This window comes from Achromobacter sp. GW823-FHT04E03, from assembly GCF_058796095.1.
Window position 1 is genome coordinate 117,027 of record NZ_JBXAIJ010000003.1, and the last position, 13,047, is coordinate 130,073.

Consider the following 13,047-nt stretch of genomic DNA (forward strand, 5'->3'; position numbering starts at 1 on the left):
GATGGGTCTATTTTAGATCGGTCCGTACATCTTCCTGCGGCTGCGGCTCGGCCGCCCGCGACACTTCCATCAGCCAGGTACGGAAAGCCTGCAGGGTGGGCAGGTTGGCCTTCTGCTCCGGATAGCACAGGTAGTACCCCATGCGCGCCCGTATCGGCAGCTGGATGGCGACGGCCAGCTTGCCGTCGCGCAGCTCGTCCTCGATCAGGCAGCGCGGAATCAGCGCCACGCCGAAGCCGGCCGCGGCCGCCTGCGACAGCAGCGCGTACTGGTCGAAGCGCGCGCCTTCCAGGCTGCGCCGGGTATCGCATCCAGCCTGCTCGAACCAGTCGCGCCAGCCTTCCAGCGCCGAGGTATGGTGCAGCAGCGGATAGGCCAGCAGGTCCGCGGGCGCCGCACAGCCGCCCGGGATCAGGCGCGGGCTGCAGACCGGCAGGATTTCGCGGCCGACGATGTAGTCCGCCCCGCTGCCCGGCCAGATGCCTTCGCCGAAGCGCACGGCAGCGTCCAGTTCAGGGGTGGAGAAATCATAGCCCTGGCGGTGAGGCAGGAATTCGACGTGGATGTCCGGCCGCAGGCGCATGAAGGCGGTCAGGCGCGGGATCAGCCAGCGCGCCCCGAAAGTCGGCATACAGGTCAGGTTGAGCGTGCCGCCCTGCCCCTGGTGCGCGATCAGTTCCACGGTGGCGGCTTCGATCTGGCCCAGCCCGGCCTGGATCTTGGTCAGGTAACTGCGTCCGGCCTCGGTCAGGACCAGGCCTTGCCTGATTCGCAGGAATAGTTCGATGCCGACGAACTCCTCCAGATGTTTCACCTGCTTACTGACCGCGCCCTGCGTGACACACAATTCCTGCGCCGCGCGCGTGAAACTGCTATGTCTCGCGGCGACTTCGAACGCCTGGAGATCCGTGAGTGAGGGACAGAATCGCCGCATGGATAAGGTACGCAAATTGTTTCAGGCCGCGCAACGAAAACGGCCCTGTTCCGGGCCGCCGCGAAAAGAGGCATGAAAAAAAGTCATAGCTTACGGAGAAACTTTCGTTTGCGCAAACCGGACCGCCAGGAAAGAATCGTTGCGTTTGCGTCTGCCTTTGCGCATCCGCTTTCCAATTCATTAGGGGAATCCATGCAACGCCGTAACGTAGTACTGGGCCTGTGCGTCGCCGCCGCGACCCTCGCCGCGCCGCTGACCTCGGGTATCGCGCACGCTGAAGACGCGTATCCGACCAAGCCCATCCGCCTGATCGTTCCCTTCCCGCCCGGCGGCACCACCGACATCGTCGGTCGCCTGTTCGCCGACAAGCTGGGCAAGGAGCTGGGCCAGACCGTCGTGGTGGAAAACCGCGGCGGCGCCGGCGGTTCGATCGGCAGCGCCTTCGTCGCCAGCAGCGCGCCGGACGGCTACACCCTGGGCATCGCCACCGTGAGCACGCACGGCATCAACCCGGCCATCTACCCGAACCTGCCGTTCGATGGCGAGAAGGACTTCACGCCCATCTCGAACCTGGCGGCCGTGCCCAACATCATGACCATCAACCCGAAGGTCCAGGCCAAGAACATCGCCGACTTCATCAAGCTGGCCAAGAGCGAGCCGGGCAAGCTGACCTACGCGTCGGCCGGCAACGGTTCGGTCTCGCACATGATGGGCGAACTGTTCAAGATGGCTTCGGGCACCAACCTGATGCACGTGCCGTACCGCGGCGTGGGCCCGGCGCTGAACGACGCGCTGGCCGGCCAGGTCGACGTCATGTATGACAACCTGCCCTCCTCGCTGCCGCACGTGCAATCCGGCCGCCTGATCGCCATGGCCGTGGCCTCGCCCAAGCGCGTGGCCGCCCTGCCCGACGTGCCCACGTTCGCCGAAGCCGGCCTGCCGGCCGTGAACGACGCGTCCTGGTTCGGCCTGGTGGCTCCCGCCAAGCTGCCCCAGCCCGTGCTGGACAAGCTGAACGCAGCCGTGCAGAAGGTCAGCGCCGAAGCCGACGTCAAGACCCGCCTGGAAGCCCTGGGCGCCGCGCCGGCCGCCAACACTCCGGCCGAATTCGCGGCGCAGATCTCGGCTGAAATCGCCAAGAACAAGCGCATCGCCAAAGAAGCCAACGTGAAGATCGACTAAGCGATCTTCGGTCCTCGCGCGCCCGCCGGTGCGCGAGGACCTCCGATTAACGAACGCAACACCCCCTTATGCGAATTACCCAACCCCTGTCTTACCGGCTCGACCTCCCGCAGCAATATCCTGATTCGGACTCCTCGGCTCCCCTCGTGCTGGACTCCCCGCACAGCGGCACCGCCTACCCCCCCGATTTCGCGGCTGCGGTGGACTTTGGCGCATTGCGCACCGCCGAGGACACCTGGGTTGACGACCTGTGGGGCGACGCCATCGAAATGGGCGTGCCGATGATTGCCGCCGCGTTCCCGCGCGCCTACATCGACGCCAACCGCTCGCCCGACGAAATCGACGAATTGCTGCTGGACGCCGCCTGGCCCGACGCCATCAACGCCTCGCCCAAGGTCAAGCTGGGCAAGGGCCTGATCTGGCGCATGCTGGACGACGGCACGCCGCTCTACAACCGCAAGCTCACGGTCGCGGAAGTGCGCCACCGCATCGACGCCTGCTGGAAGCCCTACCACGCCGCGCTGGGCCAGGTGCTGGACGCAGCCCACAAGAAGTTCGGCAAGGTCTGGCACATCAACTGCCACTCCATGCCCAGCGTCGCCGGCGCCTACGCCACCGACCGCCCGGGCCTGGTCCACCCCGACTTCGTGCTGGGCGACCGCGACGGCAGCACCAGCGACCCGGCCTTCCGTGAATTCATCGCCGCCTGGCTGCGCGAACGCGGCTACAACGTGACCGTCAACGATCCCTACAAGGGCGTGGAGCTGGTGCGCGCCTTCGGCCGCCCCGAAGAAGGCCGCCACAGTCTGCAGATCGAGATCAACCGCAAACTCTACATGGACGAAGTTTCGCTGCGTCCTTCCGAAAACTACGGCCGCCTGAAGGCCGATCTGCGCGAACTCACCGCCGCGCTGATCACCTGGACTCGCGCGCAAACGGCTTGACGCCGGACGTTTGCGCGCAGGTGCCGGCCAGCGCAAAAGTCAGACTGGCCGGAGCAGTTGGGTTGCAAGACCCCAGCCCCATGGTTCGCCATGGGGCTTTTTTTCGGCCCGCCGCCGGGCATCGGCGGGCCGATGCAACCTTGGTTCTTCTCCCTCACTTCCCAGGGGCGCGACACCTTTCCTTTCACTTTCCCGTGTATAACTGATGCCAACTAATGAGGAGAGGCGTAGATGCACATCGGGATACCAAAAGAAACCCGAGACGGGGAAACTCGTGTCGCAGCAACACCGGAGACCGTCAAGAAGTACGTAGGCGGAAAACACACCGTCATCGTGGAGCGCGGGGCAGGCACTGCCGCCCGCTATCTCGACGAAGCCTATGAGGCAGCGGGCGCAACGCTCGGCAGCGCCCAGGACGCGTTGGGGGCAGAACTCGTCATGAAGGTGCGCGCGCCTTCTGCCGCGGAACTGCCCCAGATGAAATCCGGCGCCGTCGTGGTCGGCATGCTGGATCCCTTCGACGCCGAAGGCATCCAGCAGATCGCGGCCGCCGGACTCACCGGATTCGCGCTGGAAGCCGCGCCCCGCATCACGCGGGCCCAAAGCCTGGACGTGCTGTCCTCGCAGGCCAACCTGGCCGGCTACAAGGCCGTGCTGCTGGCGGCGCACCACTACGGCCGCCTGATACCCATGATGATGACCGCCGCGGGCACGCTGAAGGCCGCCCGCGCCGTCGTGCTGGGCACCGGCGTGGCCGGGCTGCAGGCCATCGCCACCGCCAAGCGGCTGGGCGCGGTGGTCGAAGCCTCGGACGTGCGTCCCGCCGCGCGCGAACAGGTGGAATCGCTGGGCGCCAAGTTCATCGACGTCCCTTTCGAAACGGACGAAGAACGCGAGATCGCGCAAGGCACGGGCGGCTACGCCCGGCCCATGCCGCCCGCCTGGATGGCTCGGCAGGCCGCGCTCGTGTCCGAACGCTGCAAGCAGGCCGACATCGTCATCACCACCGCGCTGATTCCCGGCCGCCCCGCCCCCACACTGGTGTCCGCGGAAACCGTCGCGGCCATGAAGCCGGGCTCGGTGCTGGTGGACCTGGCGGTCGAGCGCGGCGGCAATTGCCCGTTGTCCGAGAAAGGCCTGGTGGTGGAAAAGCATGGCGTGACGATCATCGGGCTGACCAATCTGCCCGGCCTGGTCGCGACCGACGCTTCGGCGCTGTATGCGCGCAACATCCAGGATTTCCTGAAGCTCATCATCAATGCGGACGGCGCGCTGGCGATCCAGCGCGACGACGAGATCGTCGCGGCCTGCCTGGTGTGCGAAGGCGGCAACGTGGCGCGGAGGAACTAACAGCATGGAAGCGATCAACCCCACCCTGATGAATCTCATCATCTTCGTGCTGGCCATCTATGTCGGCTACCACGTCGTGTGGAACGTCACCCCCGCCCTGCACACGCCCTTGATGGCAGTCACCAACGCCATCTCCGCCATCATCATCGTGGGCGCCATGCTGGCGGCCGCGCTGACCGAAGGCGGACTGGCGCGCGGCATGGGCGTGTTCGCCGTGGCGCTGGCCGCGGTCAACGTGTTCGGCGGCTTTCTCGTGACCCGGCGCATGCTGGAAATGTTCAAGAAAAAGGACCGCAAGGCGGGCAAGGAGGAAGCGAAATGATCTCGCTGAACCTCGTCACCCTGCTGTACCTGATCGCCTCGGTCTGCTTCATCCAGGCGCTCAAGGGCCTGTCGCATCCGACCACGTCGCGACTCGGCAATGCGTTCGGCATGGCCGGCATGGCGATCGCCGTGCTGACCACGGCCGCGCTCATCGTCGGCCTGGCGCGCGACGGCTCCGCCACCATCGGCCTGGGCTGGGTCGTCCTGGGCCTGCTGGTTGGCGGCTCCATCGGCACGCTGATGGCCAAGCGCGTCGAGATGACCAAGATGCCCGAGCTGGTCGCCTTCATGCACAGCATGATCGGCCTGGCGGCGGTCGCCATCGCGGTGGCCGTGGTGGCGGAGCCGCATGCCTTCGGCATCGTGCCCGTCGGCGTGCCGATTCCCACCGGCAACCGCTTCGAGCTGTTCATCGGCACTTTCGTCGGCGCCATTACGTTCTCGGGGTCGGTCATTGCCTTCGGAAAACTGTCGGGCAAGTACAAGTTCCGCCTGTTCCAGGGCGCGCCGGTGGTGTTCTCGGGCCAGCACATGCTGAACCTGGCGCTGGCGCTGCTGATGCTGGCTTGCGGCATCTGGTTCATGCTCACGCAGGAATGGACGCCCTTCATCATCATGACGCTCATCGCCTTCGTGCTGGGCGTGCTGATCATCATCCCGATCGGCGGCGCCGACATGCCGGTGGTGGTGTCCATGCTGAACAGCTACTCGGGTTGGGCGGCGGCCGGCATCGGTTTCTCGCTGAACAACCCCATGCTGATCATCGCCGGTTCGCTGGTGGGTTCCTCAGGCGCGATCCTGTCCTACATCATGTGCAAGGCGATGAACCGTTCGTTCTTCAACGTGATCCTGGGCGGCTTCGGAGGCCAGGCTGGCGGCGCCGCTGCGGCGGGCGATGCGCAGCAGCGCAGCGTCAAGTCGGGCAGTCCCGACGACGCCGCCTTCCTGATGACCAACGCCGAAAGCGTGACCATCGTTCCCGGCTACGGCCTGGCGGTGGCGCGCGCGCAGCACGCGCTGAAGGAACTGGCGGAAAAGCTCACCGAGCGCGGCGTGACGGTCAAGTACGCCATCCACCCGGTGGCGGGACGCATGCCCGGCCACATGAACGTGCTGCTGGCCGAGGCCGAGGTGCCCTACGACCAGGTCTTCGAAATGGAAGACATCAACAGCGAGTTCGGCCAGACCGACGTGGTGCTGGTGCTGGGCGCGAACGACGTGGTCAACCCGGCCGCCAAGAACGACCCGAAGTCGCCCATTGCCGGCATGCCCATCCTGGAAGCCTACAAGGCCCGCACCGTGATCGTGAACAAGCGGTCCATGGCATCGGGCTACGCGGGCCTGGACAATGAGCTCTTCTACATGGACCGCACGATGATGGTTTTCGGCGACGCCAAGAAGGTGCTTGAAGACATGGTCAAGGCCGTGGAGTAAGACGCCCGGCGCCGGATGCCGCCAGGCGTCCGGCGCCTACGCGCCGCGCTGGCCCGCAGGCTGGCGCAATTGCTCGTCAACCACTTCGATCCAATGCCGCACCGGCGTGTCGGTGCCGCTTTGCAAATGGCCGATGCAGCCGATGTTGGCTGACAGGATCACGTCCGGTCCGCCCGCCGCGATCGCGCCCAGCTTGCGGTCGCGCAGTTCCAGCGCAATCTCTGGATTCAATACCGAATAGGCGCCCGCCGAACCGCAGCACAAGTGCTTGTCGGCGAACGGCTGCAACGCAAAACCCAGATCCGCCAGCAATTGTTCCGACAGCGGCCGCAGGCCCTGCCAATGCTGCAGCGTGCATGGCGGATGGAATGCCGCGCGCGTGCCCGCAGGCAGCCGCGCGCGCAATTGCGCCGCATGCGGCGCGACGATCTCGGCCACATCCTTCACCAGCGCCACGATGTCCGCGGCCTTTTGCGCGTAGGCCGGATCGTGCCGCAGGTGATGCGCATACTCCTTGACCATGGCGCCGCAGCCCGACGCGTTCATCACGATGGCCTCGACCTTGCCATCCTGCAGCAGCGGCCACCAGGCATCGACGTTGGCGCGCATCTGCACCAAGGCCTCTTCCTGCGCGTCCAGGTGGAAACTGGCCGCGCCGCAACAGCCGGCGCCGGGCGCGATGCGCGCGCCTATGCCCACCGCGTCCAGCACGCGGATGGTGGCCGCATCGATGGTTGGCATCATGGCGGGCTGCACACATCCCGCCAGCATCAGCACCTGCCGCGCATGGCCCGCCACCTGCGGCAGCGGCCCCGCCGCGCGGCGTTCCGGCACCTTGCGCTTGAGCGCCTCCGGCAGCATGCCGCGCACCGCCTGCCCCAGCCGCATCGCGGGCGCGAACAGCGGCGACAGCATGGTCTTGCGCAACAAGGCGCGTTTGGTCTTGTCGGCCCAGCTGCGCGGCACGCGCTCTTCCACGATCTTGCGGCCGATATCCACCAGATGGCCATACTGGACGCCGGACGGACAAGTGGTTTCGCAATTGCGACAAGTCAGGCAGCGGTCCAGGTGCTGCTGCGTGGATTGCGTGGGCTCGGCGCCCTCCAACACTTGCTTGATCAGATAAATGCGCCCACGCGGGCTGTCCAGCTCGTCGCCCAGCACCTGATACGTCGGACAGGTAGCGGTGCAGAAACCGCAGTGCACGCACCGCCGCAGGATGGCGTCGGCCTCCTTGCCCAGATCGGTATCGCGTGCCCAGGATGCAAGATTGGTTTGCATGATGCCCTATAGATCCAGGACCAGGCGGCCGGGATTGAACAGGCCGGCCGGATCGAGCTCTTGTTTGAGGCGGCGCGTGATCGAGGCGATCCCGGGCGCCAGCGGATGGAATACGCCGTCGGCAGGCGGCTTGCCCTGCCCGGTGCGGAACAGCGTGGCGTGGCCGCCCAGCCGCTCTGCGGTCTCGCGCAGCGCGGCGGCGTCTTGCTCGCCCGACAGCCAGCGCTGGCCTCCGCCCCATTCCAGCAAGGTTGGCCCCAGCGCCAACGCGGCGGCGGTGGGCGGCAACGCCAGGCGCCACAAGGGCCGGCCCGGCGCGAAGAAGGAATGCGTCTGCTCGCGCAGCGACCGCCACCAGGCCTGCGCGGCCTCGGGCGCCATCGGCGCGCCGCCTATCAGTTGGCGGGCGCTGGCGATCGCGGGCGGCGCGCCCGACAGGCGCACGGCCATCTGGCCTTCGGCGCCCGCCTCGTCACCGCTCCAGCTGGTGGCCGAGATCGGCAACGGCTTGCCGCGCCACAGGGCGAAGCTGGCCAAGGCCTGCGCCTGCGTCGCGGGCAACGCCAGGGTGATCTCTTCCATCGGCCGCGGCACGACCTTGAGGGAGACTTCGAGTATGGCGCCGAAGATGCCATGCGAACCGGCCAACAGGCGCGACACGTCATAGCCCGCCACGTTCTTCATGACCTCGCCGCCGAACGAGAGGATGCGGCCTTCCGAATCCAGCAGTTGCGCGCCCAGGACAAAATCCTTGAGCGCGCCGACGCTCATGCGGCGCGGGCCTGACAGCCCCGCCGCGACACATCCGCCCACCGTGGCGGACGCCGAGAAATGCGGCGGCTCGAAGGCCAGCATCTGTCCGTTCTCGGCCAGCGCGGCTTCAAGTTCGGCGAGCGGCGTACCCGCGCGCACCGTCACCACCAGCTCCGACGGGTGGTAGCTGACGATGCCGCGATAGGGAGTCATGTCCAGCAGGCAGTGGCCGTCCTGCGGCGTCACCGGGCGGTAATTGCCATAGAACGCCTTGCTGCCCCCGCCCATCACAAACAGGGGTTTGTGGCCGGCACGGGCCGTCATGACCTGGTCGCACAATTCCGACAGGACGAAATCCATAAGGACAGGTCCTAGAAACGGGCGAGATCGGGGAAGCGCAACTCTCCCGCGTGGACGTGCATCTTGCCGTATTCGGCGCAGCGGGCCAGCGTAGGGATGACTTTTTCAGGATTGAGCAGGCAGGGCGGATCGAAGGCCCGCTTGACCGCCAGGAACGCGTCGAGTTCTTCGCGAGAGAATTGCACGCACATTTGATTTATTTTCTCCATACCCACACCGTGCTCTCCGGTCACGGTCCCTCCTACCTGCACGCACAGCTCGAGTATGGCGGCGCCGAATTTCTCGGCGCGCTCCACCTCGTCCGGCTTGTTTGAATCGAACAGGATCAACGGATGCAGGTTGCCGTCGCCTGCGTGAAAGACGTTGGCGCAGCGCAGGCTGAATTCGTCTTCCATCTGTTCGATGGCGCCCAGCACGCGCGCCAGATGGCGGCGCGGTATCGTGCCGTCCATGCAATAGTAATCGGGCGATACGCGCCCCGCGGCCGGGAAGGCATTCTTGCGGCCGGCCCAGAACTTCAGGCGTTCGGCCTCTGACGACGAGACCTGGCAGCGCGTGGCTCCGGCCTCGCGGAACACGGCCTCCATGCGCGCGATCTCGTGCTCCACCTCTTCAGGCGTGCCGTCGGATTCGCACAGCAGGATGGCTTGCGCATCCATGTCGTAGCCGGCGCGCACAAAGGGTTCGACCATGTGGGTCGCGCGGCGGTCCATCATCTCCAGGCCCGCGGGTATCATGCCGGCCGCGATCACCTGGGTGACCGCATTGCCCGCTGCTTCCACGCTGGAAAAACTGGCCATGACGACCTGCGCGCAGGCCGGCTTGGGAATGAGCTTGACCGTCACTTCCGTGACCACGCCCAGCATGCCTTCCGAACCGATGAAGACGGACAGCAAGTCCAGGCCCGGCGCATCGGGCGCTTCGGAACCCAGTTCAACCACATCGCCATCGATCGTCACGACCCGCACGCGCAGCACGTTGTGCACGGTCAGTCCGTACTTCAGGCAATGCACGCCGCCGGAATTCTCCGCCACGTTGCCGCCGATGGAACAGGCTATCTGGCTGGAAGGGTCAGGCGCGTAATACAGCCCGTAAGGCGCGGCCGCCTCCGAGATCGCCAGATTGCGTACGCCCGGCTGCACGATGGCCGTGGCGCTGGCCAGGTCTATGTGCTTGATGCGATTGAATTTGGACAAGCCGAGCAACACGCCGCGGCTATGCGGCATGGCGCCGCCGGACAAGCCGGTGCCGGCGCCGCGCGCGACCACGGGCGCATTCAGGCGTTTGCAGATGCGCATGACGGCCTGCACCTGCTCTTCCGTTTCTGGAAGGGCGACGACCGCAGGCAGCGCGCGATACAGGGAGAGGCCGTCGCACTCGTAGGGACGCGTATCTTCTTCGCGGAACAACACGCAGTGCGCGGGCAACACGGCCGACAACGCCTCGATGAGCTGCTGCAAGGAATAAGGCGCCTGCACTTGTGCCAGGCCGGTTTCGACCAATGAATTCATGAGCGCAACAATAGCGCGAGCGCCCGTCACTAGCAGACCGGGATTTACCCGCATCCGTGCACCTATGGCACGCCAGATAAGTAACCAGCCGTAATCGCCTGCCGCACCGGGAAAGCCGCCCTCCTCGTTCGCGCCTGAGGACGGCAAGAAAAAAGCCGACGGCGCGCCGTCGGCTTCGGATATCGGCTGCGCTGCCGAAGCAGGCTTACCAGGACACGATCTTGCCAGGATTGAGAATGTTGTTCGGATCAAACGCGTGCTTCAGGCTGCGCATCAGATCCAGGGCGTCCTCGCCATGCTCTTCGGCCATGAACTGCATCTTGTGCAGGCCCACGCCGTGCTCGCCCGTGCAGGTGCCGTCGGCGGCGATCGCGCGGCGCACCAGGTTGTGGTTGATGGTTTCGGATTCTTCCCATTCCTTGGCGCTGTCCGCATCGAGCAGCATCAGCACATGGAAGTTGCCGTCGCCAACGTGGCCCACGATCGTGTAGGGGAAGCTTGCGCGGTCGAGTTCTTCGACCGTGTCGCGCACGCAATCGGCCAGGCGCGAGATCGGCACGCAGACGTCGGTAGTGCTGGCGCGGCAGCCGGGGCGCAGTTGCAGGCCGGCGAAGTAGGCATTGTGGCGCGCGGTCCACAGGCGGCTGCGGTCTTCGGGACGCTCTGCCCATTCGAAGTCCATGCCGCCATGGTCTGCCGTGATCGCTTGCACGGTTTCGGCTTGCTCCTGCACGCCGGCGGGACTGCCGTGGAACTCGAACACCAGCAGCGGCGTTTCGCGCAGGGTCAGCTTGCTGTGCAGGTTCACCGCGCGCACGCTGGCCGCGTCCATGAACTCGACGCGCGCGACCGGCACTCCCATCTGGATGATTTCGATCACGCTCTGCACCGCCGAATCCAGCGTGGGGAAATTGCAGACCGCGGCCGACACTGCTTCAGGCTGGGGATACAGGCGCACCGTCACTTCGGTGATGATGCCCAGGGTGCCTTCGCTGCCGACGAAGATGCGCGTCAGGTCATAGCCGGCCGAGGACTTGCGGGCGCGGCCCGCTGTGCGGATGATGCGCCCGTCCGCCGTCACCACGGTCAACGACATGACGTTCTCGCGCATGGTGCCGTAGCGCACGGCGTTGGTGCCGGAAGCGCGCGTGGCCGCCATGCCGCCCAGGCTCGCGTCGGCGCCCGGATCGATCGGGAAGAACAGGCCGGTGTCGCGGATTTCCTCGTTGAGCTGCTTGCGCAGCACGCCTGCCTGCACGGTGGCGGTCAGATCCTCGGCGTTGACCGCCAACACCTTGTTCATCTGCGACAGGTCCAGGCTGATGCCCCCCTGGATCGCCAGAATATGGCCTTCGAGCGAAGAGCCGGCGCCATAGGGAATCAGCGGCACGCGATGCTCGTTGCACAGCTTGGCGATCTCGGCCACTTCTTCGGTCGTGTGCGCGAAGACCACGGCGTCCGGCGGCATGGCCGGATAGGGAGATTCATCGCGGCCATGATGGTCGCGCATGGCGGAGGATTCGGACAGGCGGTCGCCAAAGCGGGCGCGCAAGGCATCCAGACAAGCGGCCGGCACCGGGCGGCGCAACGATTCTGCGTGCAAGGGAGCGTTCATGGTCAGCGTGATCTCGGGTTCGTTAACCTGATTATTCTACGCCGCCGCGCGCACCGCGCCGCAAACCGCCAGGCCTTGGCGATCCACGGCGCTGCCAGGGGCTTATTTGCCGGAAGTCAGGGCGACGCGGCGGCGTTCGCGCACGGCATGGGCCAGGCGTTCAAGCACGGCGACCGAGGCGTCCCAGTCGATGCAGCCGTCGGTGATGCTCTGGCCGTAGACCAGCGGCGTACCCGGCACCATGTCCTGGCGGCCGCCCAGCAGGTGGCTTTCAACCATGACGCCCACCAGGCGGCTGTCGCCCGCTTCCATCTGACGCGCCACGTCTTCGATGACCAACGGCTGGTTCTCGGGCTTCTTGCTGCTGTTGGCGTGGCTGGCGTCGATCATGATGCGCTGCGCCAGGCCTGCCTTGGACATGTCCTGGCAGGCCGCCTCGATGCTGGCCGCATCGTAGTTCGGCGTCTTGCCGCCGCGCAGGATGACGTGGCAGTCCTCGTTGCCGGCCGTCGACACGATGGCGGAATGCCCACCCTTGGTCACCGACAGGAAATGGTGCGGCTGCGACGCCGCCTTGATCGCGTCGACCGCGATCTTCACATTGCCGTCGGTGCCGTTCTTGAACCCCACCGGACACGACAGTCCCGATGCCAGCTCGCGATGCACCTGGCTTTCCGTCGTCCGAGCCCCGATCGCCCCCCAGGAGACCAGATCCGCGATGTATTGCGGCGTAATCATGTCCAGGAACTCGCAACCCGCCGGCAGTCCCATGCTGTTGATGTCCAGCAGCAGTTCGCGGGCGACGCGCACGCCCTTGTTGATGTCGAAGCTGCCGTCCAGGTCCGGATCGTTGATCAGGCCCTTCCAGCCCACGGTGGTGCGTGGCTTCTCGAAGTACACGCGCATCACGATTTCCAGGTCAGCGCTCAGCCGGTCGCGCACGGGCTTCAGGCGCTTCGCATATTCGATAGCCGCGCGGGTGTCATGGATGGAGCAAGGGCCGATCACGACGATCATCCGGTCATCCATGCCGTGCAGGATGCGGTGCATCCCCTGGCGGGCGGCGAACACGGTGTCGGACGCCTCCTTGGTGCAGGCGAACTCGCGCATGACATGCGCGGGCGGGTTCAGCTCTTTGATTTCTCGAATGCGAAGGTCATCGGTATTGTGTGACACGGTACTGCTCCTGGGTTGCCCGCCGCGGGGATGCTCCCGAGATGGTTTCCTCAACTGGCGGCGCAAAAAAAGCCGCCAGTTCGCTGGCGGCTTTTTTGGGGGGATTCTTTCCAAACTTCAGATTGAGCGCGTCCCTTCCTCCGCCAGCGGCTTCAGAAAACCATAAAAATAAAAATAAAAAGC

The 13,047-nt window shown here is 65.8% G+C and carries 11 protein-coding genes; 5 read left to right on the top strand and 6 right to left on the bottom strand.

The genetic code is table 11. The features are described 5' to 3' along the window. Positions 1–7 precede the first annotated feature (7 nt). Positions 8–934, bottom strand: coding sequence for a transcriptional regulator GcvA (gene gcvA / locus AC1RHV_RS20150; RefSeq protein WP_054451097.1), 927 nt, complete (start codon positions 932–934; stop codon positions 8–10). A gap of 192 nt (positions 935–1,126) precedes the next feature. Here gcvA and AC1RHV_RS20155 point away from each other — a divergent pair, with 192 nt between their 5' ends. The 5 genes from AC1RHV_RS20155 to AC1RHV_RS20175 all read left to right on the top strand — a co-directional run bounded on the left by AC1RHV_RS20155 (position 1,127) and on the right by AC1RHV_RS20175 (position 6,168). Continuing rightward, positions 1,127–2,116, top strand: coding sequence for a Bug family tripartite tricarboxylate transporter substrate binding protein (locus tag AC1RHV_RS20155; protein WP_054451096.1), 990 nt, complete (start codon positions 1,127–1,129; stop codon positions 2,114–2,116). Between the two features lie 68 nt (positions 2,117–2,184). Then, positions 2,185–3,060, top strand: coding sequence for an N-formylglutamate amidohydrolase (locus AC1RHV_RS20160; protein WP_054451095.1), 876 nt, complete (start codon positions 2,185–2,187; stop codon positions 3,058–3,060). 231 nt (positions 3,061–3,291) lie between these two features. Then, entirely contained in the window at positions 3,292–4,410 is a 1,119-nt protein-coding gene (locus tag AC1RHV_RS20165; RefSeq protein ID WP_054451094.1) for a Re/Si-specific NAD(P)(+) transhydrogenase subunit alpha, read from the top strand. A gap of 4 nt (positions 4,411–4,414) precedes the next feature. Beyond that, complete coding sequence (locus tag AC1RHV_RS20170; protein WP_013392581.1) at positions 4,415–4,732, top strand: NAD(P) transhydrogenase subunit alpha part 2; 318 nt, start codon at positions 4,415–4,417, stop codon at positions 4,730–4,732. Next, entirely contained in the window at positions 4,729–6,168 is a 1,440-nt protein-coding gene (locus AC1RHV_RS20175; RefSeq protein WP_119450528.1) for an NAD(P)(+) transhydrogenase (Re/Si-specific) subunit beta, read from the top strand. The genes AC1RHV_RS20170 and AC1RHV_RS20175 overlap by 4 nt, the downstream gene beginning before the upstream one ends. 36 nt (positions 6,169–6,204) lie before the next feature. Here AC1RHV_RS20175 and glcF read toward each other — a convergent pair whose 3' ends face one another. From glcF to aroG, 5 genes are all read right to left on the bottom strand, one after another. Beyond that, positions 6,205–7,449, bottom strand: a complete 1,245-nt coding sequence (gene glcF / locus AC1RHV_RS20180; protein WP_175214023.1) for a glycolate oxidase subunit GlcF — start codon at positions 7,447–7,449, stop codon at positions 6,205–6,207. 6 nt (positions 7,450–7,455) lie between these two features. Then, a complete protein-coding gene (gene glcE, locus AC1RHV_RS20185) occupies positions 7,456–8,562 on the bottom strand; it encodes a glycolate oxidase subunit GlcE (RefSeq protein ID WP_492301850.1) in 1,107 nt (368 codons plus the stop codon). Positions 8,563–8,573: 11 nt separating this feature from the next. Then, the gene (locus AC1RHV_RS20190; protein ID WP_054451090.1) at positions 8,574–10,073 is read right to left on the bottom strand and encodes an FAD-linked oxidase C-terminal domain-containing protein; all 1,500 of its coding nucleotides are present in this window, start codon (positions 10,071–10,073) and stop codon (positions 8,574–8,576) included. Positions 10,074–10,278: 205 nt separating this feature from the next. Continuing rightward, the gene (locus tag AC1RHV_RS20195; RefSeq protein ID WP_119450530.1) at positions 10,279–11,688 is read right to left on the bottom strand and encodes an FAD-binding oxidoreductase; all 1,410 of its coding nucleotides are present in this window, start codon (positions 11,686–11,688) and stop codon (positions 10,279–10,281) included. 102 nt (positions 11,689–11,790) lie between these two features. Continuing rightward, a complete protein-coding gene (gene aroG, locus AC1RHV_RS20200) occupies positions 11,791–12,864 on the bottom strand; it encodes a 3-deoxy-7-phosphoheptulonate synthase AroG (protein ID WP_054451088.1) in 1,074 nt (357 codons plus the stop codon). Positions 12,865–13,047: the final 183 nt, after the last annotated feature.

What these genes read in the sequence shown, in the direction of transcription:
- gcvA (WP_054451097.1), bottom strand. Translation starts at nt 934, where the DNA reads ATGCGGCGATTCTGTCCCTCACTCACGGATCTCCAGGCGTTCGAAGTC.
- AC1RHV_RS20155 (WP_054451096.1), top strand. Translation starts at nt 1,127, where the DNA reads ATGCAACGCCGTAACGTAGTACTGGGCCTGTGCGTCGCCGCCGCGACC.
- AC1RHV_RS20160 (WP_054451095.1), top strand. Translation starts at nt 2,185, where the DNA reads ATGCGAATTACCCAACCCCTGTCTTACCGGCTCGACCTCCCGCAGCAA.
- AC1RHV_RS20165 (WP_054451094.1), top strand. Translation starts at nt 3,292, where the DNA reads ATGCACATCGGGATACCAAAAGAAACCCGAGACGGGGAAACTCGTGTC.
- AC1RHV_RS20170 (WP_013392581.1), top strand. Translation starts at nt 4,415, where the DNA reads ATGGAAGCGATCAACCCCACCCTGATGAATCTCATCATCTTCGTGCTG.
- AC1RHV_RS20175 (WP_119450528.1), top strand. Translation starts at nt 4,729, where the DNA reads ATGATCTCGCTGAACCTCGTCACCCTGCTGTACCTGATCGCCTCGGTC.
- glcF (WP_175214023.1), bottom strand. Translation starts at nt 7,449, where the DNA reads ATGCAAACCAATCTTGCATCCTGGGCACGCGATACCGATCTGGGCAAG.
- glcE (WP_492301850.1), bottom strand. Translation starts at nt 8,562, where the DNA reads ATGGATTTCGTCCTGTCGGAATTGTGCGACCAGGTCATGACGGCCCGT.
- AC1RHV_RS20190 (WP_054451090.1), bottom strand. Translation starts at nt 10,073, where the DNA reads ATGAATTCATTGGTCGAAACCGGCCTGGCACAAGTGCAGGCGCCTTAT.
- AC1RHV_RS20195 (WP_119450530.1), bottom strand. Translation starts at nt 11,688, where the DNA reads ATGAACGCTCCCTTGCACGCAGAATCGTTGCGCCGCCCGGTGCCGGCC.